Source organism: Microbacterium sp. SCPM-O-B-15248 (M128) (assembly GCF_058214835.1).
Map to the genome: position 1 here is coordinate 166,582 of NZ_JBYQLI010000004.1, position 25,379 is coordinate 191,960.

A 25,379-nucleotide genomic window follows, 5' to 3' on the forward strand; every position below is an offset into this window, starting at 1 on the left:
CGCACGCGACGACCCGACGGAAGGACGCTGACGCATGAGATTCGCGCGACGAGGAGTCGACGGCTCCGAACGGCTGATCGTCGAGTTCGACGGCGAGGGGTACATCGTCCCCGCCGAGCTCGGTGACCTGAACGGCCGGTTCCTCGAGGACGGCGGGCTCGAACGCCTGGCGGGGATGGATGCCTCGACCTTCACCCCGTACGACCTCACCGGCGACGAGCGGTGGGCGGCGCCGATCGCGACGCCCGGCAAGGTGGTGTGCGTGGGGCTGAACTACCGAGACCATGCGGCCGAGACCGGCGCCGCCATCCCGGCGGAACCGGTGGTGTTCATGAAGGATCCCGCGACCGTCGTGGGGCCGTTCGACGACGTCCTCATCCCGCGCGCCTCGGTGAAGACCGACTGGGAGGTCGAGCTCGGCGTGGTCATCGGCCGCACCGCTCGCTACCTCGACTCGGTCGAGAGCGCCGCCGATTGCATCGCCGGGTACGTCCTGTCGCACGACGTGAGCGAGCGCGAGTTCCAGCTCGAGCGCGGCGGCCAGTGGGACAAGGGCAAGAGCTGCGAGACGTTCAACCCGTGCGGACCCTGGTTCGTGCCGGCATCCGGGATCGGGGATCCGCAGGCGCTGCGGCTCTGGGCGAGCGTCAACGGCGAGATGCGCCAGGAGGGCACGACCGCCGACATGGTCTTCTCGGTCCACGAGATCGTGCGGTACCTGTCGCAGTTCATGGTTCTGCGGCCGGGTGACCTGATCAACACCGGAACCCCGGCCGGGGTCGCGCTCGGGATGCCGACTCCCGAATATCTCCGCGAGGGCGACGTCGTGGAGCTCGGGATCGACGGCCTCGGCACCGCCCGTCAGCGGATGGTGCAGGCGTGACCTCGCCGTTCGCGGGACTGGTCGCCGTCGTCACGGGCGGGGGCTCGGGTATCGGTCTGGCGACGGCGCTTCTGCTGCGGGATCGGGGTGTCTCCGTGTGGTGTCTCGACGCGGCCAAGGGTGAGACCGCCGAGGGCACCCGCCGCCTGACGTGCGATGTGCGCGACGGGGCATCGGTGGCCGCGGCGCTCGCCGAGGTCGGCGCGGCGGAGGGTCGCATCGACGTCCTCGTCAACAACGCCGGGATCAGCGCCGTCGGCACCGTCGAGGCGTTCGATGAAGACGAGTGGGCGCGCGTGCTCGACGTCAACGTGGTGGGGATGGCGCGCGTGACCGCGGCGTCTCTGCCGTGGCTGCGGCGGTCGGATCACGCGGCGATCGTCAACGTGTGCTCGATCGCGGCGCTCAACGGCCTACCCGATCGCGCGCTCTATTCGGCATCCAAGGGTGCCGTCTACGCGCTCACCCTCGCGATGGCCACCGATCACGTGGGCGAGGGCATCCGCGTCAACGCGGTCAGCCCCGGCACCGTCGAGACGCCCTTCGTCACGCGGATGCTGGAGGGTTTCGCCGACCCGGTCGCGGAGCGGCGCGCCCTCGAGGCTCGCCAGGCCACTCGGCGGTTGGTGCAGCCCGAGGAGGTCGCCCGCGCGATCGCCTACCTCTGCGACCCGGATGCCACGTCGACGACCGGCACCATACTCGACGTGGACGGCGGCGTGACCCGCCTCCGCGTGAGGGCAGGGACCGCATGATCGACGCGCACGTGCACCTGTGGGACCCTTCGGTGCTGACGTACGAGTGGCTCGAGGGTTCGGAGCTGCGGCGCCCGATGCTGCCCGCGGAGTACGACCGCGGGGGAGTGTGGGTCGACGGCGCGGTGTTCGTGCAGGCCGCCGACGGGCCGTCCGATCCCGTGGCCGAAGCGCGGTGGGTCAATGGGCTCGACTGGCCCGAGCTGGTGGCGATCGTCGCGGATGCCGACCTTGGCGCTTCGACCGGCGCCGTGTACCACCACCTGGCCGCGCTCGCCGCGATCCCGCGCGTGACCGGTGTGCGGCATCTGCTCCAGGACCGGGCGGTCGACGCCTTCCCCGCGCTCGCGCCCGGGCTCGCGGCGCTCGCCGCCCGCGGTGGCACGTTTGACGCGTGCATCCGTCACCCGCAGCTGCCCGCGCTGATCGAGCTGCTGCGCGGAGTGCCCGAGCTGACGGTCGTCGTCGACCACGTCGCCAAGCCACCCATGGGCGAGGGCATCGACAGTGCGGCGGGGGCGGCATGGGCTCGATCTCTTGCCGCCCTGGCCGAGCGGCCGCGGACGTTCGTGAAGCTTTCCGGACTGACGGGCGAAGCACAGGACACCGCCGAGGTCGAGCGCCACGCGCCCGCCTTCCTTACGCACGCCGTCGACGTCTTCGGCCCGGAGCGGTCGATGATCGCGAGCGACTGGCCCGTGAGTTCGCACTTCGGCGCGGGGGGTTCGTTTGCGGACTGGGTGGACCTCGTCCGTGCGGCCGTCCCGGCCGAGGGGTGGGACGAGGTCGCCGAGGGCGCGGCGCGGCGGGCGTATCTTCCAGGCGGGGCTCCTGCCCTCGCGCGCGACGCGTAGGTCGCCGCCGATGCCGGGTGGCGTGTCAGCGCTCTCCGCCTACTGCGGCAGGTTCGCCCGCAGGCGCCGCGTGACCTCGGCCGCCGGCATCCGGCGGGGGAAGGCGGCGACGATGAGGTCGTCGCCCGCGGCGTCGTCGCCGTCGGGGTGCACGCCGTACCGGCGCAGCACGTCGTCGAGTGCACGACGGAGAGTGGATGCCGGCACCCGCGCGCCCCGCATGAGGCGGCGCAGCACGTGGTTGTGCACGGCGGTGACGAGGGCGGCGAAGCCGACGGCATCCAGGGGGTCGAGGCCGGGGAGCGTCTCGCGGAGGTACTCGTCGAAGAGGCGTTCGTAGCGGAACACCGTGACGATCTCGCGATCGCGCAGCACGGGCACCTCGCGCACGATCGCGTAGCGGCGACGCGCGAGTTCGGGGTCGGCGGCGAAGTGGCGGAACACCCGCATCGACGCGTCGCACACCGCGGCCCAGGGGTCGTCGTGCTGCTGAGCCAGAAAGGCGCGCGTCTCGTCGAGCAGCACCTCGTGGTCGGCGAAGACCACATCTTCTTTGCCGCCGAACTGCCGGAAGAACGTCGACCTCGACACCCCCGCGGCCTGCGCGATCTGCTCCACCGAGGTCTGGTCGTACCCGCGCTCGGCGAACAGTGCGATCGCGGCGGCCACGACGGCGGTGCGGCCGGGAGGGGCGGGGGCGTCGGTCATGTGGGGAAGCCTACGGGCGTGGATGCCGACGAACGTTCCGCCACAGCGTCGACTGGGTCAGGGCCTTGTCTCTTACCGGTATCGAACGACTGCTTCCCGGATCGAATCCGCGTGCTGGTAGATCTCGTCCAGCTCCTCGATCGGATGCCGCGTCTCTGTCTTCTGCGCGTCCAGCAGCCCAAGGTACTTCTGGCGACCGTTGAAGTGCAGTCTCGCGATCGGCTTGCGATTGTTGTCGTCGAGGAGCACGGCGAAGTAGCTCTTGGCGTCGCGGTGGGTGATCCGCTGCGGTTTCGTCTCGCCGCACGCAATCGCCTTGACGATCTGGTAACCCTCGAGTTCCTCGAGGGTCGTCTCGATCTCGGTGTCCCGCTGGAGGTCGTCTTCGGCGACACTTTCGCTGGTCACTGCCGCCGGGGCATTCGACACGATCGGAACCGCCACGCCGGCGCCGAGAGCTGTCTTCAACCGATCGTTCACGCTTTCCGTGAGGAACTGGCGCGAAGCCTTCCTCACGAGAGCGGTGAATTGCTCGCGTACTTTCGCGGTGTAGGACCCCTCGTATACGCGTTGCGTGAAGAACTTGATCCACTCGTCGCTTGGCTCGCGGAACTGCCCGGCGATCTCGCGCTTCAGGGCTCCGACATACTTCAGTTCCTCGGCGGCGCTGATGATGGACTCGAGATCGAAGCTGTCCTTGCTGAGCTTCTGAACCTCGGGAATCAGTGTGTCGTCGATGTCGAGGAGGTCGAGCACGAGGAACGGCTTGGCGTCCATCTTGTTCGGCGCGTCGAGATCGGTGAAGAACTGCCAGACGACTCCGTTGGTGAGAGCCGCGATCCGGGCGTTGGTCGTGGAGAAGTACCGGAAGAGCTGAGACGCGTGCTCGATCTTGGGTGCGCCGGTCGATGCCTTGCACTCGATGAGGATCTGCACCTCGCCGTCGCGCATGATCGCGTAGTCGACTTTCTCGCCCTTCTTGATGCCGACGTCGGCGGTGAATTCCGGCACCACCTCGAGAGGGTCGAAGACGTCGTATCCCAAGATCGTCGAGATGAAGGGCATGACGAAGGCGTTCTTCGTCGCTTCCTCCGTGCCGATTGCCGAGGCTTGATTGCTCACCTTTGTTGCGAGTGCTGCAATGCGGTCGTGAAACTCCATCGGTCCCCCCACGGTGACGAATATGTGGTGACCATAGCGGAATCACAGCAAGAGCGCGTGGGGCGGCGCGCCATTGCCCCCTCCTTCACACCACGCGCCGGAACCGCGGCCCCTCGTACCCGTCCCGCTCAACGTTCCCCAAGAACATCTCCACCGGCCGTACCCAATACGAGTAGTCGTCGTAGAGCTGGCGGTACGAAACGAAGACCTCCTCTGTCTCAGAGTGCCTGGCCGTCCCGAACACCTCATAACGCTGGCCCTTGAAGTGCTCATAGATGCCGGGTTTGATTTCCACTCGGCTCGCCCCCTCCGCAATCGTCGAACGACGCATCGTGCGTGTATCTCGGGTGCCGAGTATGGCAGTCGGCCGCGGGGCAGGTGACGACCGCGACGCAAGAGGCACCTCCCCCCCCTGAAGATCGCAGGACCCGCCGGTGCACGTTCACTACGGTGAAGACGTGGACCCCGAGGCGCTCATCGACCCGCGGCGCGACCGCCGCTCGGCCGGTTCGTCGACGTGGACGGGCGGCGACTCTGGGTCGATTCGCGGGAGGGCCCCGTCCCCTGCGTGGTCTTCCTCCCCGGCTCGGGCGATGTCGGTCTCGATCTGTGGCGCGCCTACGATCGCATCGCGCCATTGCGAGCGGGCGTCATCTACGACCGGGGCGGCACGGGGTGGAGCGAAGACATGATCGTCCGCGTTTCCGAGGCGCACGTGCGCGACGGGCTCGAGGAAGAGTTCCTCGCTCGCCTGCGCGATCTCGTCTCGTCGTTCCCCGACCGGTACGAGGGGCTGGTCCGTCACGCGGTGCTGGTCGACCTCGCCGATCCGCGCCGCGTGCAGTACGTCAGCGAGTGGGCCGACGAAGCGGCGCTCGTCGCGTTCGCGGGGGAGGGCTGGCGCACCGACGCGGTGACGTTCCCCGATGAGGACGCCTACCTCACCGGGCCCCTCGTCCTCCGCCACCACGAGTCGATCGAGATCGACACCTCCGGCGGCTGAGCCGACTCACGCCGCGAACCGGATGACGCCCGCGATGATGAGCGTCACCGCCGTCGTCCACAGGGCGATCGCCGCGGCCTGCCACGCGATGACCCGCACCGGGGGAACACCGGTAGAGGTGAGGGCCGCGGCGGTGAACTGCGTCGGCAGCAGTAAGGGGCCGAGAAGGCTCACGCCCGCGGTGCCGTAGCGGTGGTAGGCCCGCTCGAACTTCTGACGCCGCGGCGAGAGCGGCTCGGCCGGGCCGCCGCGGCGCGCGGTGACGGCGGTGCGCACCCGCGAGGTCGCGAGCACGACGATCGCGACACACAGCAGGTTGCCGACCGCCCCGGCGATCGCGGCGACGACGGGATGGATGCCACCGATGATGCCGATCGCGGCAGCTCCCTCGCCCTCGATGAACGGCACCGCACCGGCGAGTGCCACGATGAGCGGTTGCACGAGGCCGGGCACGTCGGCGACGAGGCCCTGGAAGCCGAGGATGAGGTCGGACAGGGGGTTGGACATGGCTGCTCCGGGTGATCGGTCCGCGGCGGGTTCCGCGGTCATTCCATCTGATCCGTGAGCACACCGCTCGCGGCAGTGTCGCGGTGTCATCGGCATCCCGGAGGAAGCGACGCCCCACCCATGACGAATGTCACGGTCGTACAGTGGCCGGGGTGAGCACCCCCGCCGCCGTGACGTCCTACGCCCGCGATGTGAGCGCGACCTGGTGGTACACGGCCGGGTCGATCCTGATGTTCCACGTACTCGGAATCGTGGTCTGGTCGGTGCCGATCCTGCTGCGCCCGACCCTGCTGCCCGAGCCGCTCGCGATCACGCTGTTCTTCGTCGGCTCGGCGGGCTCTCTCGCTGCCGCCGTCGCCCTTCTCGTGCGCTATCGGCGCGAACCGATCGACGGCGACGAGGCCCCGGTTCGCCGGTCGTGGCCCCTTCTTCTGGCCGGTGCGGCCAGTGCGGCGTTGATGGCGCTGAGCGTGGGTTCGCTGATCCTCGGCACGTGCCTCGCGGCCTATGTCCTGTGCCTGGTGCGGTGGCGCGGTGGCATCCGTCTGCGTCTGGTGACCCTGCTGGTGATCGTTATCCTCGCGGTCTGGTTCGTGGATGCCACGCGCCTCGCGCCCGAGGCCTCCGGCTCGTCGGTGTTCGGGCTCGTGCTGTTCGTCGCGATGCTGCCCGCTCTGGCGGCGACGTCGCTGTGGTGGTGGGACATCGTTCGGGAGCTGGACCGAGCCCGCCGTGCGGAGGGACGCCTCGCTGCGGCGCAGGAACGGCTTCGCCTTGCAAGCGACCTGCACGACCTGCAGGGCCACCACCTGCAGGTGATCGCGCTGCAGCTCGAGCTCGCCGAGAAGATGATGGGGCGCGACCCCGACGCCGCGGTGGAGCAGGTGCGGGCCGCGCGCGCGAGTGTCGACGACGCCCGTCGCGGAACCCGCGACCTCGCGACGCGGTTCCGGGGTGTGCCGCTGCCCGATGAGCTCGCCAACGCCGCCGACCTGCTTCGCGCCGCAGGCCTCACCGTCGAGCTGCGGGTCGACGCCGAGGCCGATCGCGCGCCGGCGGACGTGCTCGGTCCCGTCGTCCGCGAGTCCACGACCAATGTGCTCAAACACGGCAGGGGAGTCTCGGCATCCCTCTCCCTCGCCCGCCACCGCGGGGACTGGGTGCTCGTGGTCGAGAACGACTTGCGCTCGCCCGAGTCGCCCCCGGGCGAAGGAGCGGGCGTAGCGGGGATGGCCGAGCGCGTGGGTGCTGTCGGGGGATCGATGGATGCCGGACGGGTCGGCGAGCTCTTCCGCGTCACGGTCCGCGTGCCCGAGGGGGTGTCCGCATGATCCGCGTTCTCATCGCCGACGACGAGGACATGATCCGCACGGCCCTCGCCGCACTGCTCCGGCTGGAGGACGACCTCGAGGTCGTGGCGGAGTGCCGCGACGGCGAAACCGCGCTCGCCGAGGCCGAGCGGCTCCGGCCCGACGTCTGTCTCCTCGACCTCGAGATGCCCGGGATGGATGGCATCGACACGGCGGCGCGGATCTTGCGTCGCGTTCCGTCGCGCTGCGTGATCGTCACGCGGCACGCGCGGCCCGGGGTGCTGCGCCGCGCGCTCGGCGCCGGAGTGAACGGCTTCCTTCCGAAGTCCCGACCCGCGGATGACGTCGCCGCGGTCATTCGCGAGGTCGCCGCCGGGCGCCGATACGTCGACCCCGAGATCGCGGCTGACGCGCTGAGCGAAGAGCGCAGCCCGCTCACCGACCGGGAGCTCGACGTTCTCCGGGCGGGCGCGCGCGGAGAGACGGTCGTCGAGATCGCGGCATCCCTCCACCTCTCGAGCGGGACCGTGCGCAACCACGTCTCGTCGGTGCTCGGCAAGCTGGGGCTGGCGAGCCGCCAGCAGGCGACGATCCACGCGCGGGAGCGCGGCTGGATCTAGCGGCTCACGCCTCGTGCACGACCGCCGTCAACTCCGGCAGCAACTCCCGCGCGAGGAACCCGATGCCGACCCGCTCGGTGAGTCGGTCGCCGGCGCGGGCGTGCGTCCACCCGCCCCACACGGCGGCGCGTTCCGGCTCCATGCCCAGCGCCGCGAATCCGGTGATCGCGCCCGACAGTACGTCGCCGCTGCCGGCGGTGCCGAGGCCCGAGCTGCCGGGCTCCGCCTGCCACGTGCGTCCGTCCGGGTGCGCCACTGTGCCGAAGCAGTGCACGACGGCCTCGTAGCGTTCGGCGATCTCCCGAATGTCGGCGGCGCGGTCATCGCTGAGGTCGCGTTCGAGCAGCAGCGCGGCCTCCTCCTCATTGGCGTTGAGGATCAGCTCCGCGGGCAGGATGCCGCGTTCGACCGACCCCAGGATGCCGAGCGCGAACGCATCCAGCACGAGTCGGTCGATGTCGGCCTCGGCGATGGCGTGCAGGGCCGCGCGGGTGGCATCCGGATCGTCGAATCCGGGGCCGAGGAGCACGGCATCCGCGGATTCGAGGGTGGCGCGGAGGGCATCGTCGACGGACGCGGAGCCGGTGGGAAGCGAGTGGATGCCGGCCTCGGGCATCGCGGGCCCCAGGTAGGGCGCGATCTCGGCAGGGACGGCGAGGGCGGTGCGTCCGGCGCCGACGCGCAGCGTCGCCTCGGCAGACAGGAGCACGGCACCGGGGGAGCGCGGCGATCCGCCGACGACGACCACCTGGCCGCGAGATTTCTTCGAACCCCCGGGGTCGGGTAGCCCCCACTCGCGCAGCAACGCCAGCGTGACCCCTTCAGGAGCGGGGGACATCGTCGCCTCCCGAGTGCACGGTGATGTCGGCGCCCTCGGCCGCGAGGTGGTCGACAGACGAGAACGTCACGAGCATCCAGCCGTCGTCGGTGCGCACGAGCTCGGTGACCGAGGCGTTGCGCACCGTGTGACTGGCGCTGAAGGCGAGCAGTTCGGCCTCGGTCATCCGCAACAGCACGTACAGCACGAGCATGATCACGGCGTCGTGCGCGACGACCACGACGGTGCCAGGCGACGCGTCGAGCCGCTCGCCGAGGAACGACCGAAGCCGCAGCGTGACGTCGGCCCATGACTCCCCGCCCGGGGGCCGGTGGGAGAACTTGCCGAGGTGGCGCCGACGGGCCGCTTCTTCCGGATGCAGCTCCTGCACTCCGCGGGTGGTCAAGAGATCCAGGATGCCGAGCTCGCGGTCGCGCAGCCGTTCGTCGATGACCGTGGGAACCGACGCCGGCCGGTCGCCGAGCGCGAGCGACAGCGTCTGCCGCGCACGAAGGTAGGGCGACACCCAGTACTCGTCGACGGGGGCGTCGAGGTCGGCGAACCAGGCGCTGAGCGCCGTCGCCTGTTCCACGCCCACGGGCGAGAGCTCCACGTCGCTGTCGCGCGTGTCGAGCGCGATCACCGGGGAGCCCTCGCGCTCGGCCCTCGAGGCCGCGACGTTCCCTTCGCTTTCGCCGTGCCGGATGAGCCACAGTCGATTCACTGCCATTTCCCCACGGTAGGTCGCTCCGGCGAACAGACGCGCGGGCGTTGACAGCGACGGGGCATCGAGGGCAGCGCACGCGCGCTGTCCGGCGATCCGCGCGTCTGCCAGGCTTGCGAAGCGAGCGGAGGAGCCCCATGACGGCCAAGATCGACTTCAAGAACTCTCTCGACAGTTATCAGGCCAGGGTCGGCGAGTTCAGGGTCGTGGAGATTCCCGACCTGCGATATCTGATGATCGACGGGCACGGTGACCCCAACACCGCGCCGGCCTACGCGCAGGCCTTGCAGGCGCTGTACCCGGTCGCGTACAAGCTGAAGTTCGCGAGCAAGCGCGAACTCGGCCGCGACTACGTGGTGCCTCCGCTGGAGGGCCTGTGGTGGGCGGACGATATGGATGCCTTCACCGTGGTGAGAGACAAGTCGCGGTGGGACTGGACGATGATGCTCCTGGTTCCCGACTGGATCGACGAGGCGATGTTCCAGTCCGCCGTCGAGATCGTGCGCGCCGCAGGATCCGCCGATCGGCTGGAAGAAGTGCGGATGGAGACCCTTGCCGAAGGACTGTGCGTGCAGACGCTGCACGTCGGTTCCTTCGATGAGGAGGCAGACGTGCTGGATGAGATGCACCACGCCTTCATCCCCGGTCAGGGGCTCAGCCTGAGCGGGAAGCACCACGAGATCTACCTGAGCGACGTCCGCCGAACCTCTCCCGACAAGCTCCGTACCATCCTCCGCCAACCCGTTTGTCGAACTCCGGCGTAGCCGACGAGCGGAGCAGCCGCGCGTGATCTCCGGTGTGAGCCGGGCGGCATCCTGCCATCATCGAGCCATGGCCGACGACCTCGCCCCGACCGACCTCGCCCACCTCCGTCGCGCGATCGAGCTGTCGATCCTCGCGCGCGACCACGGCAACCACCCATTCGGCGCGGTGCTCGTCAGCGCCGACGGCCGCGTGCTCGAGGCCGAGAACACCGTGCTCACCGACCGTGACGTGACGGCGCACGCGGAGACGAACCTCGTCCGCCTCGCCTGGAGAACCCTGGATGCCACCGATCTGCCGGCATCCACTCTCTACACGTCGTGCGAACCGTGCGCGATGTGCGCGGGGGCGATGTTCTGGGCGGGCATCGGGCGCATGGTCTACGCCCTCTCGGGCCGGGGACTCATCGCGCTCGCCGAGACGGAGGACGGTGGCCGCGAACTCGACCTGCCGTCGCGCGACGTGTTCGCGCGCGGTGTGCCGGTGGTCGAGGTATGGGGGCCGCACCTCGAGGAGGAGGCCGCCGAGCCGCACCGGGGGTTCTGGGGATGATGCCTGACGGCGCGGACCAGCCGAACCGTGTTGAGCGGACCTAGCGATCGAGGACGGCGGCGACCGCCTCGATCTCGACGAGCTGGTTCTCGTAACCGAGGACGGTGACGCCGAGCAGGGTGCTCGGAGCGTCGTGCTCACCGAAGGCATCCCGAACCATTCGCCATGCCGCCACGAGATCTTCCCGTCGCGATGATGCGACGAGCACCCGGGTGCTGAGGACATCCCTCAGCTCGGCCCCGGCTTCAGCGAGCGCGATCGCCATGTTCTCCACGCACTTCGCGGCTTGCACCGCGACGTCGCCCACGCCCACCACGGATCCCTCGAGATCGAGCGGACATGACCCCGCGAGGAACACGAGCCGCGCGTCGGCCGGTGCGGTTGCGGCGTACGCGTACTCGGCGCGATCGCTCAGCGAAGCGGAGCGGATGAGGGTCACGGCTCGGGGCATGGGCGCCATCCGGGAACCGTAGCGGAGTCGTCGCCCACCGCGGTAGGCAGACCGTCGAGAGCTTGGCATCCATCTCCCGAACCCCCTCCGTTCGAAGGTGCAACCGTCCGGGCTGTTCAGCCGGGTCTAGTAGTGTGGACCCTCGGCGAGATCTCTCGATATCAAGAGATCTGAGCCTCCTCCCACCACCGATCGCCCAGCGAAGGATCATCCGTGGATCTCTACGAGTACCAGGCCCGAGACCTGTTCGAAAAGTACGAGGTGCCGGTGCTCGCCGGCATCATCGCCGACACCCCTGAGGAGGCGAAGGCGGCCGCAGAGAAGCTCGGCGGTGTCGTCGTCGTCAAGGCTCAGGTCAAGACCGGAGGCCGCGGCAAAGCCGGCGGTGTGAAGGTCGCGAAGAACCCCGACGAGGCCTTCGAGGCGGCGCAAGCCATCCTCGGTCTCGACATCAAGGGCCACGTCGTCAAGCGCGTCATGGTCGCCGCGGGCGCCAAGATCGCCAAGGAGTTCTACTTCTCGGTGCTGCTCGACCGCGCCAACCGCTCCTACCTCTCGCTGTCCAGCGTCGAGGGCGGCATGGAGATCGAAGAGCTGGCGGTCGAGCGTCCCGACGCTCTCGCCCGCATCGAGGTCGACCCGCTCGAGGGGATCACCCCCGAGAAGGCCCTCGAGATCGCCAAGGCCGCGAAGTTCGACGACGAGCTGGCGCCCAAGGTCGCCGACGTCTTCGTCAAGCTCTTCAACGTCTACAAGGGCGAGGACGCCACCCTTGTCGAGGTGAACCCCCTCATCCAGTCCGAGGACGGCGACATCATCGCCCTCGACGGCAAGGTCTCGCTCGACGAGAACGCCGGTTTCCGTCACCCCGAGCACGAAGAGCTCGAAGACAAGGATGCCGCCGACCCCCTCGAGGCCAAGGCCAAGCAGCACGACCTCAACTACGTCAAGCTCGACGGCCAGGTCGGCATCATCGGCAACGGCGCGGGTCTGGTCATGTCGACCCTCGACGTCGTCGCCTACGCAGGTGAGAACCACGGAGGGGTCAAGCCCGCCAACTTCCTCGACATCGGCGGTGGCGCCTCGGCCACGGTCATGGCCGCCGGCCTCGACGTCATCCTCGGCGACGAGCAGGTCAAGAGCGTTTTCGTCAACGTCTTCGGTGGCATCACCTCGTGCGTCGCCGTGGCCGAGGGCATCGTCAAGGCCCTCGAGATCCTCGGCGACGCCGCCACCAAGCCGCTCGTGGTCCGTCTCGACGGCAACCAGGTCGAAGAGGGTCGCGCGATCCTCGCCGCCGCCAACCACCCGCTCGTGACCCTCGCCGCCGGTATGGACGAGGGCGCCGACAAGGCCGCCGAACTGGCCAACGCGTAAGGGATAGAACAGATGTCGATCTACCTCAACAAGGACTCCAAGGTCATCGTCCAGGGCATCACCGGCGGCGAAGGCACCAAGCACACCGCGCTCATGCTCAAGGCCGGCACCCAGGTCGTCGGCGGTGTGAACGCCCGCAAGGCCGGCACCACGGTCACGCACACGGATGCCGCCGGCAACGACGTCGAGCTTCCCGTCTACGCCTCGGTCGAAGAGGCCATGCGCGAGACCGGCGCTGACGTGTCGATCGCGTTCGTGCCCCCGGCCTTCACGAAGGACGCGATGGTCGAAGCCATCGACGCCGAGATCCCGCTGCTCGTCGTGATCACCGAGGGCGTGCCCGTCGGCGACAGTGCCGAGGCGTGGGCGTACGCGAAGTCGAAGGGCGAGAAGACCCGCATCATCGGCCCGAACTGCCCCGGCATCATCACACCTGGCGAGGCGCTCGTGGGCATCACGCCCGCGAACATCACCGGCAAGGGCCCCATCGGCCTCGTGTCGAAGTCGGGCACCCTGACCTACCAGATGATGTTCGAGCTGCGCGACCTGGGCTTCTCGACCGCCATCGGCATCGGCGGCGACCCCATCATCGGCACGACGCACATCGACGCGCTCGCCGCGTTCGAGGCCGACCCCGAGACCAAGGCGATCGTCATGATCGGCGAGATCGGCGGTGACGCCGAGGAGCGTGCGGCCGACTTCATCAAGGCCAACGTCACCAAGCCGGTCGTCGGCTACGTCGCGGGCTTCACCGCCCCCGAGGGCAAGACGATGGGCCACGCCGGCGCCATCGTCTCCGGTTCGGCGGGCACCGCCCAGGCGAAGAAGGAGGCCCTCGAGGCCGCCGGCGTCAAGGTCGGCAAGACGCCGTCCGAGACCGCCGCGCTCATGCGCGAGATCATCGAGGCGCTGTAACCCCGCCTATGTGAAGGGCCCGGATGCCATGGCATCCGGGCCCTTTTCCGTTCCTCCCGCCGGCGATCACCACGTCCACCACGCCGATGCGCCACGGGTGACCTGCCCGTCAGGGGAGAAGGATGAGCTTCCCCGTCGATCCGCCCGCCTGGCCCAATTCGTGAGCCCGGGCGGCTTCCGTCAGGCCGAACGTCTGCGCGACGACGACGCGGATGTCGCCCCTCCCGGCGAGCTCCGCGAGCTTGGCGCGCATGGACAGTCGGTAGGCGGTCCCCGCATCTTGACCGGGACCGTAGCCCAAGAGCGCGATCCCCTTTCCCGCGCGCCGGTCAGACCCCGTGATCGAGGCGATGCGTGCCGGATCGGAGACCAGGGCGAGCGACACGTCAAGAGCTTCATCGGTGCCGACCGTGTCGATCGCTGCGTCCACCCCCCGCGGAGCCGCCGCTCGTACACGATCGGCCAGGCCCTCACCGTAGACGACGGGGATCGCTCCGAGCTCACGCAGCAGATCGTGATTGCGCTCGGCAGCCGTCGCAACGACGGCTGCGCCGTGCACGCGCGCCAACTGCACGGCCATGAGGCCGACCCCTCCGGCGCCGCCGTGGATCAGGACGGTGTCGCCCGGTCGGACGCCCGCGGCGTGCAGAGCGTGCGCTGCCGTCAGCCCGGCCAGCATCAATCCGCCCGCCTCGGCCCACCCGAGCGACGCCGGCTTGGGGATCAGCGAGGAGAACGGCACGACGACGGTGTCGGAATAGGCACCGGTCACCGGATAGACGATCACCTCGTCGCCGACGGCGACGTTCTCGACGCCCACGCCGACCGCGCTGACGACGCCCGCGCAGTCCATACCCAGGGTGGGTAGTGGGTCCGCCAGACCGGCGCCGTCCTTCTCGTCGTCGTCGACCTCGTGGAACGCGCCGCCGTACAGCTTCCAGTCGAGAGGATTCACGCCCGCGGCGCGGACCTGGACGACCACGTCGCCCGGACCGGGCTCCGGCACGTCGATGTCACGGACGGTGAGAACGTCGGGGCCGCCGAATGCTCTCGGACGCACGGTTCGGGCCATCAGAACTCCTCGGAGGGGCGGCGCCCGGCGTGGTGCCGAGCGGAGGGAAGCTGTCGGGTCGATCAGCCTGATCTCCATCGTGGTCGCGCGCACGGGCATCGGGAAGCGCAATCTCTGCAATGCTGCTTTGCGCCTGACACAATTCCCTGTGATGGCCGAACAACTCGATCTCAACCTCCTCCGCGTCCTCGACGCCGTGCTCGACACCGACAGTGTGTCGCGCGCCGCCGATCGCCTGCACCTCTCGGTCCCCGCGACCAGTCGCGCGCTGGGGCGCCTTCGACGGGCCATGAACGACCCGATCCTCGTGCGCGCGGGGAGATCGATGGTTCCGACGCCCTTCGCCCAGCGCGTGGCCGCACGGGTGAAGGCGATCCTCGACGACGCCGACCGTCTCCGCTCGGAGACGCACTCCGACCCCGCCACGTGGCGCCGCACGTTCGCGATCCGCATCAACGATGCACTGTCGCCCGTCCTCGCCCCTCGCTTGGCGCGACTCGTCGCAGCCCATGCCCCGCACGTGCAGTTGAGATTCGTCGCCCAGGAGTCGAAGAACGCCGACCTTCTCCGCAACGGCACTCTGGACCTCGACGTGGGAGTGGCCGACCCCGCACCGCCGGACGTGAGGTCCTCGGTCCTCTTCACGGACGTCTTCGTCGCGGTCGTCGCGGCGGCATCCGACCTGGGGAGGAAGTCGGCCCTGACGCTCGACGATCTCTGCGCCGTCCCGCATGTCTCGGCGTCGCGCCGAGGGCTCGACCGCGGCCCGCTCGACGACGCCCTGGAGAGGATCGGCCGCTCGCGCCGGGTCACCGCCGTCGTCCCGACCTACGCCGTCGGGGCGCTCATGGCTCTCGAGGACGACGCGCTCTGCCTCGTTCCCTCGCGGCTCGCGTCGCACCTGCGCGAGCGGGGTGTGCCGTTGCGCGCACACGAGGTGCCGGTTCCCCTGCCCCGCGCAACCGTTGAGCAGCGCTGGCATCTTCGCGTCGACAACGACCCCGCTGTCCGATGGCTGCGATCGGCGCTCGTGACGGCATCCTCCGTGGCGCAACCCGACGCACCGTGATGGCGCGGAGAGGAGTCGAAGCACTTTCCCCGGTCGCGATGCTCAGCCGAGCAGGGACTCCACGGGGCCCCGGGCGAAGAACACGACGAAGCCGGCGGCGACGATCCACAGCAGCGGACTGACGCGGCGCGCGCGGCCCGACAGCGCCTGGATGACGACCCAGCTGACGAAGCCCGCGCCGATGCCGTTGGCGATCGAGTAGGTCAGCGGCATGATCGTCACCGTCAGGAACACCGGGATCAGCACCGACAGGTCGCTGAGGTCGACGTGGCGGATCTGGCCCATCATCAGCGCACCCACGATCACGAGCGCGGCCGCGGCGATCTCGGTGGGCACGACGCTGGTCAGCGGCGTGAAGAACATCGCCAGCAAGAAGAGTGCTCCGGTCACGACGTTCGCGAGGCCCGTCCGGGCGCCCTCGCCGATACCCGAGCCCGACTCGATGAACACGGTGTTCGACGACGAGGAGGTCGCGCCGCCGGCGACGGCGCCGATGCCCTCGATCACCAGCGCCGAGCGCAGGCGCGGGAAGGTGCCATCGGGGGCAGCGAGGCCCGCCTCGCGGGAGAGACCGGTCATCGTGCCCATGGCGTCGAAGAAGTTCGTGAAGACGAGCGTGAAGACCAGCATGAGGGCCGCGAGGACACCGATACGGCCGAATGAGCCGAAGAGGTCGACCTGGCCGACGAGCGACAGGTCGGGCAGGCCGACCCACTTCGCCGGCACCGTCGGGACGCTGAGGCCCCAGCCGCCGGGGTTCTCGGCCGAGCGCGCGCCGAGCCGCGCGATGGCCTCGACGATCACGGCGATGACGGTGCCGCTGAGCAGCCCGATGAGGAGGGCCGCCTTGACCTTGCGCACCATCAGCACGGCGGTGATGAGGAGGGTCAGCACGAACAGCGCCGTCGGGATGGTCGCGATCGATCCCTGCACGCCGAGGCCCACCGGGGGCGACGAGAGGCCCGTGGCGGTGACCAGCCCGCTGTCGACGAAGCCGATGAAGGCGATGAACAGGCCGATGCCGACGGTGATGGCCGTCTTGAGAGCCAGCGGCACGGCCTCGAAGATCATGCGGCGCAGACCCGTGACCGCCAGGAGCACGATGATGAGTCCGTTGATCACGACGAGGCCCATCGCCTCGGGCCACGTGACCCCGCCGACGATGCCGACGGCGAGGAACGAGTTGATGCCCAGGCCCGCGGCGAACGCGAACGGCAGTCGGGTGACGAGGCCGAACAGCATCGTCATGACACCGGCGGTGAGGGCGGTGACCGCGGCCACCTGCGGGAAGCCCAGGGCGTTTCCGGCGACGTCAGGGGTCCCCGACAGGATGATCGGGTTCAGGATGACGATGTACGCCATCGTCACGAACGTCACCACGCCGCCGCGCACCTCCGCGCCGACAGAGGACCCTCGCGCGGTGATCTCGAAGAAGCGGTCGAGCGCGTTCTTCGGTGCGGGGGCGGTGGTGGTCTCGGGAGCGGGCGTGCTCATGGGGGCTCCAGGAAAATGGGAGAGGCGGTGCCGGGGAGGGGGGAGCGGGCCTATCGTGGAGGACATGCCGCTCTCAGGAGAGTATCTGCCCAGCACCAGCGAATGGGCCCGTACGCAGGCCGAGACCTTCGAGGCCACGGGTGGCCAGGAGGCCGCGGAACTGCGGGGCGTTCCCATCATCGTCCTCACCACCGTCGGAGCAAAAACGGGGGGCCTGCGCAAGACGGCTCTCATGCGCGTCGAACACGACGGTCGCTACCTCGTCGTGGCATCCAAGGGTGGGGCTCCCGAGCACCCCGCGTGGTTCTACAACCTCGTGAAGAACCCGCGCGTCGCGCTGCAGGACGGCGACGACAAGCGCGAGTACGACGCGCACCAGGCCGAGGGCGCCGAGCGCGACGAGTGGTGGGCCCGTGCGGTGGCGGTGTGGCCGGACTACGACGAGTATCAGCGCAAGACCGAGCGCCGCATCGAGATCTTCGTCCTCGAGCCCGTCGACTGACGAGCACGCCCGGATGCCGCCGCGCCTGAGCGGCGCTGTCGGGGGCCGCGGGTAGGGTCTGAGTCGCTCATGCATCGTCTACTCGTCGCCCTCCTTGTCGCCCTCGACGCCGTGCTGGTGGCCGCGGGGGGTATCGCCGTGGTGCTCGCGCCCCTGACGCTTCTGTGGGTGTTCGGCGTAGGCGATCCCGATTGGGGCGCCCTGTGGCCCGCGTCGGCCGCAGTGTGGCACCTGGGCCATCTCGTGCCCGTCTCCGTAACGTTGCCCGACACCTATCTCGCGGCCACGGGCATCGATCCCGCGCTCGCGACCTTCACGCTCTCGCTCGCACCGCTCGCGTTCGCGGTCTTCACCGGTCTGTTCGCGGCCCGCTCCGGCTCGCGCGCGGCAGAAGCGGGCGCCGCGATCACCGGCTGGCTGTCCGGCTCGCTGGTCTTCGCCGCGCTCTCGACGCTCGTCGCGCTGACGGCGAATGCCGAGCTCGTGGCATCCGAGATCTGGCCGGCGATCCTGCTGCCGTCGTCGATCTTCTTCGCCTCGTCGTTCGTCGGCGCCGTCGTCGGATCGTGGCGGGTGGGCGATGACGGCCCCGTCGACGCGCTGCGGGACCGGCTCGCGCGTCTCCCGCGGGCCTGGGCCGAAGTGCCTGTCTTGGCGGTGCGCGGCCTCGCCCTGACCACTCTCGGACTCGTCAGCGTGGGGGCCGTGGTGTTCGTCGCGGGGCTCGTCGCGGGCTCCGGCCAGGTGATCGGGCTCTTCCAAGCCAGCAACGCCGACGCCGTCGGCGCGACCGTGATCGCGCTGGGGCAACTCGTCTACCTCCCCACGCTCGTGCTGTGGGCGCTCGCGTTCACCGCCGGACCCGGCTTCGCGATCGGCACCGACACCGCGGTCACCCCGGCCGCGACGCAGGTCGGCGCGCTCCCCGGCATCCCGGTGCTGGGCGCCGTGCCCGATTCGACCTCGCCGTGGTTGCTGCTGCTCGTGCTGCTGCCCGTCGGGGTGGGTGCGCTGACCGGGTGGGTCCTGAGAGGCCGGATGCCGTCGGCCACCGGCCCCGAGCCGATCGGACCGCGCCTTACCCTCGCGGTCGTCGTCGCCGCGCTCACGGGCGGGGTCGGGGCGCTGGTCGCGCTCGTCTCGTCGGGCGCGATGGGGCCGGCGCGTCTCGCCGACACGGGACCGCAGCCGGGTCCCCTCGCCCTGGCGCTCGGCCTCGAGGTGCTCGTCGGCCTGGCGATCCTGCTGCTGAGCCCGCGCGTCGGTGGCCGGACGGCGCCCGTCTCCGAGGCGCGCGAGCACGTCCCGGCGTTCTCGTTCCCGACGCGCGAGCACGTGCCCTTCGATCGCGCCGAGCACGCGACCGGACCGACCCCCACGGCCCCCGGCCCTGGCGTCGGGATCGCGACCGACGTGTGGCCGAGTGCCTACCGGGATCCGGATGCCGCGGAGGCGGGGCCCGCGCCGGACGCCACCGCCACGGCGAGCGATGACGACGTCCGCGCGCGCATCCGGGCCGCGTGGGGCGACGCCGCGCCGGATCAGCGCTGACCTGTCGGCGCGCCGTCGGCGACGCGGTCACGTCCGCGGAGACGGGCCGATCCGCGCGCTCGAACGCACCTGCGTAGACTGGCCTCCGTGCTCACGGTCGCCGTCCTCATCTCCGGCACCGGCTCCAATCTCCGCGCCCTGCTCGAGGCGGCCGCCGCCCCCGACTTTCCGGCGCGCGTGGTCGCGGTCGGTGCCGATCGCGAGGCCGACGGCTTCGCGCACGCCGAGCACTTCGGCATCCCGACCTTCCTCGTCCCGTTCGATGCCTTCGCGTCGCGCGCCGAGTGGGGAGCGGAACTGGGGGCGCAGTTGCGCGTGTGGCAGCCCGACCTCGTCGTGCTGAGCGGAATGATGCGCCTGCTCCCCGCCGACCTCGTCGCCGAGTGGGAGCCCCGCATCATCAACACCCACCCGGCGTACCTGCCCGAGTTCCCCGGCGCGCACGGGGTGCGCGACGCCCTGCGGTCCGGTGTCTCGCAGACCGGGGCGAGCGTCATCGTCGTGGACTCCGGCGTCGACACCGGTCCGATCCTCGCGCAGGAACGCATCCCCGTGCTCCCCGACGACGACGAAGCGGCACTGCACGAGCGCATCAAGCCCGTCGAACGGCGCCTGCTCATCGACGTGGTCCGTCGCATCGCCGAGGGCGACCTCGACCTCGCCGTCGCGGCATCCCGAACCCCCTGATCCCGCGGGCGTCCGCACGCCCGCGTCCTTGAACCCCGACACGAGACACAGGAGCCGCAGCCATGGCCGGACCCCGCCACGACCCCGCCGACTACCGTCCCCGTGACGTCGTCCCGATCCGCCGAGCGCTGGTGTCGGTCAGCGACAAGAACGGCCTGCTGCAGCTCGCCGAGGCCCTCGCCGGTGCGGGCGTCGAGATCGTCTCGACCGGCTCGACCGCGGCGACGATCCGTGACGCCGGCCACGACGTCACCGACGTCTCGACCGTGACCGGGTTCCCCGAATCGCTCGACGGGCGCGTGAAGACGCTCCACCCGAGCGTCCACGCGGGTCTCCTCGCCGATCTGCGTCTGGCCAGTCACGAAGCGCAGCTCGATGAGCTCGGCATCCTCCCCTTCGAGCTCGTGGTGGTGAACCTCTACCCGTTCGTGGAGACCGTGGCATCCGGGGCCGAGGGCGACGACGTCGTGGAGCAGATCGATATCGGCGGCCCCGCGATGGTCCGCGCGTCGGCGAAGAACCACGCGAACGTCGCCATCGTCGTCTCGCCCGAGTCCTACCCCGCGATCATCGACGCGGTGCAGCGCGACGGCGGCACCTCGCTCGTGCAGCGGCGCGAACTCGCCGCCCGCGCCTTCGCGCACACCGCGGCGTACGACACCGCAGTGTCGACGTGGTTCGCCGAGGGCACGCTCGGTGACGACATCGACCTGCCCGCGCACCTCACCATCCAGGCCGAGCGCCTGTCGACGCTGCGGTACGGCGAGAACTCGCACCAGCGCGCCGCGATCTATACCCGCGTCGGCGGTCACGGGATCGCGCAGGCGACGCAGCTGCAGGGCAAGGAGATGTCGTACAACAACTACGTCGACGCCGATGCCGCCCTGCGCGCGGCGTTCGACATGGTCAAGCCCGCCGTCGCGATCATCAAGCACGCCAACCCGTGCGGCATCGCCGTCGCCGCACCGAACGCCCTCGACCCGATCGCCTCGGCCCACCTGCGCGCGCACGAGTGCGACCCGGTGTCGGCGTTCGGCGGCGTGATCGCGGCGAACCGCACCGTGACGCTGAAGATGGCCGAGAACCTCCGCGATATCTTCACCGAGGTCATCATCGCGCCCGACTTCGAGCCCGAAGCGCTCGAAGTGTTCAAGCTCAAGAAGAACCTGCGCGTGCTGCAGCTGCCCGCCGACTGGCGGCAGGAGCCGATGGACGTGCGCCTGGTGTCGGGCGGGCTGCTGCTGCAGGATGCCGACCGGTTCCCCGACGACATCGAGTCGGTCGCGAAGAACTGGGAGCTCGTCTCGGGCGAGCGGCCCGCCGACGAGGACATGACGAACCTGATCTTCGCGTGGAAGGCCTGCCGCGCGGTGAAGTCGAACGCGATCGTCCTGGCGAAGGGCTCGGCGACGGTCGGTATCGGCATGGGCCAGGTGAACCGCGTCGACTCGTGTCGCCTGGCGGTCGAGCGCGCGGGCGACCGTGCCGCCGGCTCCATCGCGGCATCCGATGCTTTCTTCCCGTTCGCCGACGGGCCGCAGGTGCTCATCGACGCCGGCATCTCGGCGATCATCCAGCCCGGCGGGTCGGTGCGCGACGGCGAGGTCGTCGACGCCGCCCGCGCCGCCGGCGTGACGATGTTCTTCACCGGCGAGCGGCACTTCTTCCACTGAGCGCCCGCGGCCGCTGCCGCCTTGCGCCGCTGCCTCCCGCTGTCGATAAACGCCCTGTCGAGCGAGACACACCCTGTTGCGTGGTGTCTCACTCGGCAGGGCGTTTATCGCGGGGGCGCGTGGGGGTGGGGGCGGGGCGCTACGCGCTGAGGGCGATGAGCTTGGCGATCGTGTTGGCGTTGCGGGCGGTCGCGACGACACCGAGGTGTTTCTCGAACCAGCCCGCCTGCAGCTTCGAGCCGCCGATCCCCTCGGGGTAGCGCACGAAGACTTCGCGGCCATCGAGGACCGCCTCTTCGGGGATGCCGGCCGGCAGACGCACCGCGGCGACGGCGGGGACGGAGTCGAGGAACACCGTCTGGACCCACCGTCCCTCGGCCGCGTCGGCGAAGGGGTTGCGGGCGTGCGCGTCGGCGAGTTCGGCGTGAGAGCGCACCACGACGGGCAGATCGTGGCCGAAGGCCCCGAGCACGGCCGCCCGGACGACCCCGGCGACGGCCTCGGGGGAGCGTCCCGCGTCGTCGAGCACGATGTTCCCGGCCACCTGGAGCGTCTCGACCTCGCCGAGCCCCGCGGATGCCAGCACCTCGCGGAGACGGGCCATCTTCAGCGCCGTGGGGCCACCCACGCCGCGGAGGAGTGCGATCGTCCGGGCCACGACGCAAATCTACGCCGGTGGACCCGCCGGTCGGGCGGAAAGGCGCCGGCACGTGGGGCCGCGGTGAAAGACCGCACCCCGCCCTGGTGGTCAGGGCGGGGTGCGGCAAAGAGGGTGCGGTCAGGCCGCGGCGACGAGTTGCACGCGGTGCGCGCTCTCGTGCTCGTGCCAGGTGGCGGCGTCGAGCACCAGACCCGACGACATCGCGGCCTGGTCGGCGAGCTGACGGAGGTACCCGCCGGACAGGCGCTGGGCGTCCACGCTCGAGTACAGGAATCGCAGGGGGATGGACGGCTGGATCCACAGCGTGGTGCGGGCGTGCGAGGCCGCGGCATCCGTCCACGTGATGGTGAACGACTCGCTGCGACGCAGCTTGGTCGAGAAGACGACCTGAAGGTACTGCAGCAGTCGATCGTCGATGTCCATCGGCTGCGGGTCGGAACCGTAGAAGAGCTTTCCCATGATGACTCCTGGCGTGTGTGAATGGCTCAAAGAACGAGGGGGAGGACGACCCCGACCGCGATCGAGACCGTCACGGCAGCCGCGACGACGACGGGCGTCGGCGCGGGCGTGAGCGGGCGACCGGCAGCCGGGATGAACGTGGATCTCCGCACGGGTGCGGTTCGGATCCCGGTGAAAAGACTGTGGGCCATCGCGGTTCCCCCCTTCGTCCACGGTGCGCCGGGCTGTCAACCCCGGTGAAGATCAACCTACCATGTAATTAACTCAGTTAGTAAACACGGTTGAGGTTCACTGCGGTGAACAGTCACTGAAGGTGATTGTCAGGTTCGGAACCTTAGGGGGTTAGGTATAGTGCTTCGGGGCAGGAGCTACGTAGGGAGCGGTTCAATGACGGAGAAATCGGGTGATTCGTCGCCGTTGATGGCAGCGCTCGCCTTCTACGTCCGGGAACGAGACACGGCCGCCGCTCAGGCGCGCAAGCAGCTCGGTGTCAACGAGCTCGATGCCAAGGCCCTCGCCTACGTCGGGGCTCACCCCGGCGTTCGGCCATCGGAGTTGGCGGGGCACCTCGGTGTGACCTCGGCTGGGATCACGACGATGGTGGAACGGCTCGTGCGTCGCGGCATCCTGCGCCGAGAGTTCGACGCGGCGGACCGTCGAGTGAACCACATCCATCTGGTCGTGGACCTCGAAAAGGAGCCGTGGTCTCAGCTGGCCCGCTTCGACACGGCCTGCCGGCAGATCATCGGCCACCTCGACCCACAGGTCGAGGCCAACCTCGCGGACTTCCTCACTCACACCACTGCAGCCGCGCGGGACCAAGCCCGACGCATCGACCCGCAGGCCGCCGACGAATCCGAGTCTTCGGTCGCGTAGCTAGTCCTGGGCGTGCGCGTTCAGGTGGGCCATGTGGTCGATCGACTTCGCCTGCAGGAAAGCGCAGAGAGCGGCGGTGTTCGCCAGTTCCTCGCACAGGTCGTACAGGGCCTCGGGTGAGAGTTCGGTCACCTCGGGCTGTGCCTCTATCGTGACCCGCCAGTCCGGTGCCCCGGTCTCCATGGGCTGGATGTACACCGAGGTCGTGGCGTTTCGCAGGGGGAAGATCACCAGGCCGCTGTCGCGACCGTCAACGGCTTCCTGATCAGCGACGTACGCGGTGCCGATCCGGCCGGGCTCTTTCGCGTCGAATTCATCCAGCCATACCTGCAACGTGTCTTTGCTGCGAAACGGCACCTTGCCTACCCCCACGGTTCACGGTGAAGGCGGGCTCCACCGCATGAATCGTACGACAGATTGGACTCGGTCCATCAGTTGCGACTTCGCGGCGAAGCGGTGTCGTCGCGGCGCCGCGAGCGCGCGTGGTCACGCGCTCTCGCGGCCGAGCGTCTCGAGGAGACGCAGCCAGACCTCGCTGACCGTCGGGTACGAGGGAACCGCGTGCCACAGTCGCTTGATCGGCACCTCGCCCACGACCGCGATCGTGGCCGAATGCAACAGTTCGGCGACGTCGGGGCCGACGAAGGTCGCGCCCACGAGCACTCCCCGGTCGAGGTCGACGATCGCGCGGGCGCGGCCCACGTAGGCGTCGGACTGCTCGCTGGCGCCCGCGACGTGCGCGAGGTCGTAGTCGAGCACCTTCACGTTCAGGCCACGCTCTTCTGCCCGCTTCGCCGTCGCTCCGACCGAGGCCACCTCGGGGTCGGTGAAGGTCACTTGCGGAACGGCGTCGTGGTCGGCGGTCGCGACGTGGGCTCCCCACGGGCTGTCGTCGACCTCGCCGCCCTGCGCTCGGGCGGCGATGACGTCGCCGGCGGCGCGCGCCTGGTACTTGCCCTGGTGTGTGAGGAGTGCACGATGGTTGACGTCGCCGACGGCGTAGAGCCAGTCGAACCCCCGCACGAGCAGGGTGTCGTCCACGTCGAGCCACGAGCCGGCATCGAGCCCGACGGTGTCGAGGCCGAGGTCGTCGGTGCGGGGAACGCGGCCCGTGGCGACGAGGACCTCGTCGGCGGTGACGGACGTGCCGTCGGACAGCTCGAGAACGCGGCGCCCGTCGTCGTCGCGGCGTGCGGCCGTGGCATCCACCCCCGTCTTGACCGTGACTCCCCGCTCGCGCAAGGAATCCGCGACGAGCTCGCCGGCGAACGGCTCGGTGCCGCCGAGCAGTCCCGAGCGCGCGATGATCGTGACCTCGGCGCCCAGGCTGGAGAAAGCGGTGGCCATCTCGGCCCCGACGACACCACCGCCGAGAATCGCGAGCGAGCGGGGGATCTGCTGCACCGCGGTGGCCTCGCGACTCGTCCACGGCGCGATGTCGGCCAGGCGCGGGATGCCGGGAAGAAGCGCGGCCGAGCCGGTGCACACCGCGACGGCATGCCGAGCGACGAGGTCGGTGGTCGTGCCGTCGTCGGCGGTGACGCGCACGGTCTTCTCGCCGGTGAGCCGACCGTGGCCGCGCACGAGGTCGATCCCGGCACCCTGCAGCCACTCGACCTGTCCGGAGTCGTTCCAGTCGCTTGTCATGGAGTCGCGGCGACGGAGCACGGCCGCGACGTCGAGGTCGCCGGTGATGGCCTGCTTCGCGCCGTCGATGTTGCGCGCGGCCTGCAGGGCGGCACCGCTGCGCAGCAGAGCCTTCGACGGCATGCACGCCCAGTACGAGCACTCGCCCCCGACCAGCTCGGACTCGATGATGACGGCCGTGAGTCCGGCTTGCACGGCACGGTCGGCGACGTTCTCGCCCACGGGGCCGGCGCCGATGACGATGAGGTCGTATTCGCGTTCGCTCATGTCCCTCACGCTAGCGAGGGGT

At 69.9% G+C, this 25,379-nt stretch carries 30 protein-coding genes; 16 read left to right on the plus strand and 14 right to left on the minus strand.

What is annotated here, in order from left to right:
- Positions 1 to 34: 34 nt before the first annotated feature.
- Genes AC3E6M_RS09100 through AC3E6M_RS09110 form a run of 3 tightly spaced genes read left to right on the plus strand, consistent with a single transcriptional unit; the run spans position 35 to position 2,492 of the window.
- On the plus strand, positions 35 to 883 hold the full coding sequence (locus tag AC3E6M_RS09100; protein WP_138176176.1) for a fumarylacetoacetate hydrolase family protein: 849 nt from the start codon (positions 35 to 37) through the stop codon (positions 881 to 883).
- On the plus strand, positions 880 to 1,638 hold the full coding sequence (locus AC3E6M_RS09105; protein WP_138176178.1) for an SDR family NAD(P)-dependent oxidoreductase: 759 nt from the start codon (positions 880 to 882) through the stop codon (positions 1,636 to 1,638). The genes AC3E6M_RS09100 and AC3E6M_RS09105 overlap by 4 nt, the downstream gene beginning before the upstream one ends.
- A complete protein-coding gene (locus AC3E6M_RS09110; protein ID WP_490529698.1) occupies positions 1,635 to 2,492 on the plus strand; it encodes an amidohydrolase family protein in 858 nt (285 codons plus the stop codon). Before AC3E6M_RS09105 ends, AC3E6M_RS09110 begins: the two co-directional genes overlap by 4 nt.
- A 39-nt stretch (positions 2,493 to 2,531) precedes the next feature.
- Here the strand turns inward: AC3E6M_RS09110 and AC3E6M_RS09115 are convergent, their stop codons facing one another.
- The 3 genes from AC3E6M_RS09115 to AC3E6M_RS09125 all read right to left on the minus strand — a co-directional run bounded on the left by AC3E6M_RS09115 (position 2,532) and on the right by AC3E6M_RS09125 (position 4,656).
- Positions 2,532 to 3,200, minus strand: coding sequence for a TetR/AcrR family transcriptional regulator (locus AC3E6M_RS09115; RefSeq protein ID WP_490529699.1), 669 nt, complete (start codon positions 3,198 to 3,200; stop codon positions 2,532 to 2,534).
- Between the two features lie 72 nt (positions 3,201 to 3,272).
- Positions 3,273 to 4,361, minus strand: coding sequence for a type I restriction endonuclease (locus AC3E6M_RS09120; RefSeq protein WP_490529700.1), 1,089 nt, complete (start codon positions 4,359 to 4,361; stop codon positions 3,273 to 3,275).
- An 85-nt stretch (positions 4,362 to 4,446) separates the two neighbouring features.
- Positions 4,447 to 4,656, minus strand: a complete 210-nt coding sequence (locus AC3E6M_RS09125; protein WP_490529701.1) for a DUF1653 domain-containing protein — start codon at positions 4,654 to 4,656, stop codon at positions 4,447 to 4,449.
- Positions 4,657 to 4,929: 273 nt separating this feature from the next.
- Here AC3E6M_RS09125 and AC3E6M_RS09130 point away from each other — a divergent pair, with 273 nt between their 5' ends.
- Positions 4,930 to 5,364: an antibiotic biosynthesis monooxygenase family protein gene (locus tag AC3E6M_RS09130; protein ID WP_212743534.1), complete on the plus strand. Its 435-nt coding sequence runs from the start codon at positions 4,930 to 4,932 to the stop codon at positions 5,362 to 5,364.
- 6 nt (positions 5,365 to 5,370) lie between these two features.
- On the opposite strand, the gene AC3E6M_RS09135 is transcribed toward AC3E6M_RS09130, so the two are convergent.
- On the minus strand, positions 5,371 to 5,871 hold the full coding sequence (locus tag AC3E6M_RS09135; RefSeq protein WP_138177398.1) for a small multidrug efflux protein: 501 nt from the start codon (positions 5,869 to 5,871) through the stop codon (positions 5,371 to 5,373).
- A gap of 152 nt (positions 5,872 to 6,023) precedes the next feature.
- Between AC3E6M_RS09135 and AC3E6M_RS09140 the strand changes: the two genes are divergently transcribed.
- Both AC3E6M_RS09140 and AC3E6M_RS09145 read left to right on the plus strand, forming a co-directional pair.
- Positions 6,024 to 7,202 carry a sensor histidine kinase gene (locus tag AC3E6M_RS09140; protein WP_252371050.1) on the plus strand — a complete coding sequence of 393 codons (1,179 nt, stop codon included), beginning with the start codon at positions 6,024 to 6,026 and terminating at the stop codon, positions 7,200 to 7,202.
- Positions 7,199 to 7,801, plus strand: coding sequence for a response regulator transcription factor (locus AC3E6M_RS09145; RefSeq protein WP_138177396.1), 603 nt, complete (start codon positions 7,199 to 7,201; stop codon positions 7,799 to 7,801). Before AC3E6M_RS09140 ends, AC3E6M_RS09145 begins: the two co-directional genes overlap by 4 nt.
- 4 nt (positions 7,802 to 7,805) lie before the next feature.
- Here AC3E6M_RS09145 and AC3E6M_RS09150 read toward each other — a convergent pair whose 3' ends face one another.
- Both AC3E6M_RS09150 and AC3E6M_RS09155 read right to left on the minus strand, forming a co-directional pair.
- On the minus strand, positions 7,806 to 8,639 hold the full coding sequence (locus AC3E6M_RS09150) for an ADP-dependent NAD(P)H-hydrate dehydratase (RefSeq protein ID WP_490529702.1): 834 nt from the start codon (positions 8,637 to 8,639) through the stop codon (positions 7,806 to 7,808).
- Positions 8,623 to 9,348 carry a histidine phosphatase family protein gene (locus AC3E6M_RS09155; protein ID WP_138177392.1) on the minus strand — a complete coding sequence of 242 codons (726 nt, stop codon included), beginning with the start codon at positions 9,346 to 9,348 and terminating at the stop codon, positions 8,623 to 8,625. The genes AC3E6M_RS09150 and AC3E6M_RS09155 overlap by 17 nt, the downstream gene beginning before the upstream one ends.
- A gap of 131 nt (positions 9,349 to 9,479) precedes the next feature.
- Here AC3E6M_RS09155 and AC3E6M_RS09160 point away from each other — a divergent pair, with 131 nt between their 5' ends.
- Together AC3E6M_RS09160 and AC3E6M_RS09165 are read left to right on the plus strand one after the other, a co-directional pair.
- Positions 9,480 to 10,106: a GyrI-like domain-containing protein gene (locus AC3E6M_RS09160; RefSeq protein ID WP_138177390.1), complete on the plus strand. Its 627-nt coding sequence runs from the start codon at positions 9,480 to 9,482 to the stop codon at positions 10,104 to 10,106.
- A 67-nt stretch (positions 10,107 to 10,173) separates the two neighbouring features.
- Entirely contained in the window at positions 10,174 to 10,656 is a 483-nt protein-coding gene (locus AC3E6M_RS09165) for a nucleoside deaminase (RefSeq protein ID WP_490529703.1), read from the plus strand.
- A 40-nt stretch (positions 10,657 to 10,696) separates the two neighbouring features.
- Here the strand turns inward: AC3E6M_RS09165 and AC3E6M_RS09170 are convergent, their stop codons facing one another.
- Positions 10,697 to 11,107 (minus strand): RidA family protein, encoded by a 411-nt coding sequence (locus AC3E6M_RS09170; RefSeq protein ID WP_138177402.1) that lies wholly within the window; start codon positions 11,105 to 11,107, stop codon positions 10,697 to 10,699.
- A gap of 213 nt (positions 11,108 to 11,320) precedes the next feature.
- Here AC3E6M_RS09170 and sucC point away from each other — a divergent pair, with 213 nt between their 5' ends.
- Complete coding sequence (gene sucC / locus AC3E6M_RS09175) at positions 11,321 to 12,484, plus strand: ADP-forming succinate--CoA ligase subunit beta (RefSeq protein WP_138177386.1); 1,164 nt, start codon at positions 11,321 to 11,323, stop codon at positions 12,482 to 12,484.
- Between the two features lie 12 nt (positions 12,485 to 12,496).
- On the plus strand, positions 12,497 to 13,399 hold the full coding sequence (gene sucD / locus AC3E6M_RS09180; protein ID WP_490529704.1) for a succinate--CoA ligase subunit alpha: 903 nt from the start codon (positions 12,497 to 12,499) through the stop codon (positions 13,397 to 13,399).
- 109 nt (positions 13,400 to 13,508) lie between these two features.
- Here the strand turns inward: sucD and AC3E6M_RS09185 are convergent, their stop codons facing one another.
- A complete protein-coding gene (locus AC3E6M_RS09185) occupies positions 13,509 to 14,471 on the minus strand; it encodes an NADP-dependent oxidoreductase (RefSeq protein WP_490529706.1) in 963 nt (320 codons plus the stop codon).
- A 151-nt stretch (positions 14,472 to 14,622) separates the two neighbouring features.
- Here AC3E6M_RS09185 and AC3E6M_RS09190 point away from each other — a divergent pair, with 151 nt between their 5' ends.
- Positions 14,623 to 15,540, plus strand: a complete 918-nt coding sequence (locus tag AC3E6M_RS09190) for a LysR substrate-binding domain-containing protein (protein WP_490529707.1) — start codon at positions 14,623 to 14,625, stop codon at positions 15,538 to 15,540.
- Between the two features lie 42 nt (positions 15,541 to 15,582).
- Here AC3E6M_RS09190 and AC3E6M_RS09195 read toward each other — a convergent pair whose 3' ends face one another.
- Positions 15,583 to 17,034 (minus strand): NCS2 family permease, encoded by a 1,452-nt coding sequence (locus AC3E6M_RS09195; RefSeq protein ID WP_138177378.1) that lies wholly within the window; start codon positions 17,032 to 17,034, stop codon positions 15,583 to 15,585.
- A gap of 64 nt (positions 17,035 to 17,098) precedes the next feature.
- On the opposite strand from AC3E6M_RS09195, the gene AC3E6M_RS09200 reads away from it, so the two are divergent.
- The 4 genes from AC3E6M_RS09200 to purH all read left to right on the plus strand — a co-directional run bounded on the left by AC3E6M_RS09200 (position 17,099) and on the right by purH (position 21,447).
- Positions 17,099 to 17,536, plus strand: a complete 438-nt coding sequence (locus AC3E6M_RS09200; protein WP_138178342.1) for a nitroreductase family deazaflavin-dependent oxidoreductase — start codon at positions 17,099 to 17,101, stop codon at positions 17,534 to 17,536.
- A 69-nt stretch (positions 17,537 to 17,605) separates the two neighbouring features.
- Complete coding sequence (locus tag AC3E6M_RS09205) at positions 17,606 to 19,087, plus strand: cell division protein PerM (protein ID WP_490529708.1); 1,482 nt, start codon at positions 17,606 to 17,608, stop codon at positions 19,085 to 19,087.
- Positions 19,088 to 19,174: 87 nt separating this feature from the next.
- Entirely contained in the window at positions 19,175 to 19,774 is a 600-nt protein-coding gene (gene purN / locus AC3E6M_RS09210; protein WP_490529710.1) for a phosphoribosylglycinamide formyltransferase, read from the plus strand.
- 62 nt (positions 19,775 to 19,836) lie between these two features.
- On the plus strand, positions 19,837 to 21,447 hold the full coding sequence (gene purH / locus AC3E6M_RS09215; protein WP_138178261.1) for a bifunctional phosphoribosylaminoimidazolecarboxamide formyltransferase/IMP cyclohydrolase: 1,611 nt from the start codon (positions 19,837 to 19,839) through the stop codon (positions 21,445 to 21,447).
- Positions 21,448 to 21,586: 139 nt separating this feature from the next.
- Here purH and AC3E6M_RS09220 read toward each other — a convergent pair whose 3' ends face one another.
- The 3 genes from AC3E6M_RS09220 to AC3E6M_RS09230 all read right to left on the minus strand — a co-directional run bounded on the left by AC3E6M_RS09220 (position 21,587) and on the right by AC3E6M_RS09230 (position 22,758).
- Complete coding sequence (locus AC3E6M_RS09220) at positions 21,587 to 22,105, minus strand: DUF1697 domain-containing protein (RefSeq protein WP_490529711.1); 519 nt, start codon at positions 22,103 to 22,105, stop codon at positions 21,587 to 21,589.
- Positions 22,106 to 22,225: 120 nt separating this feature from the next.
- Positions 22,226 to 22,567, minus strand: coding sequence for a DUF7882 family protein (locus tag AC3E6M_RS09225; protein ID WP_138178226.1), 342 nt, complete (start codon positions 22,565 to 22,567; stop codon positions 22,226 to 22,228).
- 26 nt (positions 22,568 to 22,593) lie between these two features.
- Positions 22,594 to 22,758 carry a hypothetical protein gene (locus AC3E6M_RS09230; RefSeq protein ID WP_490529712.1) on the minus strand — a complete coding sequence of 55 codons (165 nt, stop codon included), beginning with the start codon at positions 22,756 to 22,758 and terminating at the stop codon, positions 22,594 to 22,596.
- A gap of 196 nt (positions 22,759 to 22,954) precedes the next feature.
- Here AC3E6M_RS09230 and AC3E6M_RS09235 point away from each other — a divergent pair, with 196 nt between their 5' ends.
- Positions 22,955 to 23,443, plus strand: coding sequence for a MarR family winged helix-turn-helix transcriptional regulator (locus AC3E6M_RS09235; RefSeq protein WP_490529713.1), 489 nt, complete (start codon positions 22,955 to 22,957; stop codon positions 23,441 to 23,443).
- On the opposite strand, the gene AC3E6M_RS09240 is transcribed toward AC3E6M_RS09235, so the two are convergent.
- Together AC3E6M_RS09240 and AC3E6M_RS09245 are read right to left on the minus strand one after the other, a co-directional pair.
- Positions 23,444 to 23,815 carry a hypothetical protein gene (locus AC3E6M_RS09240; RefSeq protein ID WP_138178222.1) on the minus strand — a complete coding sequence of 124 codons (372 nt, stop codon included), beginning with the start codon at positions 23,813 to 23,815 and terminating at the stop codon, positions 23,444 to 23,446. It abuts the gene before it with no gap.
- 114 nt (positions 23,816 to 23,929) lie between these two features.
- On the minus strand, positions 23,930 to 25,357 hold the full coding sequence (locus AC3E6M_RS09245; protein ID WP_138178220.1) for a dihydrolipoyl dehydrogenase family protein: 1,428 nt from the start codon (positions 25,355 to 25,357) through the stop codon (positions 23,930 to 23,932).
- Positions 25,358 to 25,379: the final 22 nt, after the last annotated feature.

Bases quoted from the DNA above. Each gene is read 5' to 3' on its own strand.
- AC3E6M_RS09205 (WP_490529708.1), top strand. From the start codon at position 17,606: ATGCATCGTCTACTCGTCGCCCTCCTTGTCGCCCTCGACGCCGTGCTG.
- AC3E6M_RS09170 (WP_138177402.1), bottom strand. From the start codon at position 11,107: ATGCCCCGAGCCGTGACCCTCATCCGCTCCGCTTCGCTGAGCGATCGC.
- AC3E6M_RS09245 (WP_138178220.1), bottom strand. From the start codon at position 25,357: ATGAGCGAACGCGAATACGACCTCATCGTCATCGGCGCCGGCCCCGTG.
- AC3E6M_RS09160 (WP_138177390.1), top strand. From the start codon at position 9,480: ATGACGGCCAAGATCGACTTCAAGAACTCTCTCGACAGTTATCAGGCC.
- AC3E6M_RS09100 (WP_138176176.1), top strand. From the start codon at position 35: ATGAGATTCGCGCGACGAGGAGTCGACGGCTCCGAACGGCTGATCGTC.
- AC3E6M_RS09135 (WP_138177398.1), bottom strand. From the start codon at position 5,871: ATGTCCAACCCCCTGTCCGACCTCATCCTCGGCTTCCAGGGCCTCGTC.
- AC3E6M_RS09195 (WP_138177378.1), bottom strand. From the start codon at position 17,034: ATGAGCACGCCCGCTCCCGAGACCACCACCGCCCCCGCACCGAAGAAC.
- AC3E6M_RS09235 (WP_490529713.1), top strand. From the start codon at position 22,955: ATGACGGAGAAATCGGGTGATTCGTCGCCGTTGATGGCAGCGCTCGCC.
- AC3E6M_RS09185 (WP_490529706.1), bottom strand. From the start codon at position 14,471: ATGGCCCGAACCGTGCGTCCGAGAGCATTCGGCGGCCCCGACGTTCTC.
- AC3E6M_RS09150 (WP_490529702.1), bottom strand. From the start codon at position 8,639: ATGTCCCCCGCTCCTGAAGGGGTCACGCTGGCGTTGCTGCGCGAGTGG.
- AC3E6M_RS09155 (WP_138177392.1), bottom strand. From the start codon at position 9,348: ATGGCAGTGAATCGACTGTGGCTCATCCGGCACGGCGAAAGCGAAGGG.
- AC3E6M_RS09230 (WP_490529712.1), bottom strand. From the start codon at position 22,758: ATGGCCCACAGTCTTTTCACCGGGATCCGAACCGCACCCGTGCGGAGA.
- AC3E6M_RS09110 (WP_490529698.1), top strand. From the start codon at position 1,635: ATGATCGACGCGCACGTGCACCTGTGGGACCCTTCGGTGCTGACGTAC.
- AC3E6M_RS09145 (WP_138177396.1), top strand. From the start codon at position 7,199: ATGATCCGCGTTCTCATCGCCGACGACGAGGACATGATCCGCACGGCC.
- AC3E6M_RS09120 (WP_490529700.1), bottom strand. From the start codon at position 4,361: ATGGAGTTTCACGACCGCATTGCAGCACTCGCAACAAAGGTGAGCAAT.
- AC3E6M_RS09165 (WP_490529703.1), top strand. From the start codon at position 10,174: ATGGCCGACGACCTCGCCCCGACCGACCTCGCCCACCTCCGTCGCGCG.
- AC3E6M_RS09225 (WP_138178226.1), bottom strand. From the start codon at position 22,567: ATGGGAAAGCTCTTCTACGGTTCCGACCCGCAGCCGATGGACATCGAC.
- AC3E6M_RS09200 (WP_138178342.1), top strand. From the start codon at position 17,099: ATGCCGCTCTCAGGAGAGTATCTGCCCAGCACCAGCGAATGGGCCCGT.
- AC3E6M_RS09190 (WP_490529707.1), top strand. From the start codon at position 14,623: ATGGCCGAACAACTCGATCTCAACCTCCTCCGCGTCCTCGACGCCGTG.
- AC3E6M_RS09115 (WP_490529699.1), bottom strand. From the start codon at position 3,200: ATGACCGACGCCCCCGCCCCTCCCGGCCGCACCGCCGTCGTGGCCGCC.
- sucD (WP_490529704.1), top strand. From the start codon at position 12,497: ATGTCGATCTACCTCAACAAGGACTCCAAGGTCATCGTCCAGGGCATC.
- purH (WP_138178261.1), top strand. From the start codon at position 19,837: ATGGCCGGACCCCGCCACGACCCCGCCGACTACCGTCCCCGTGACGTC.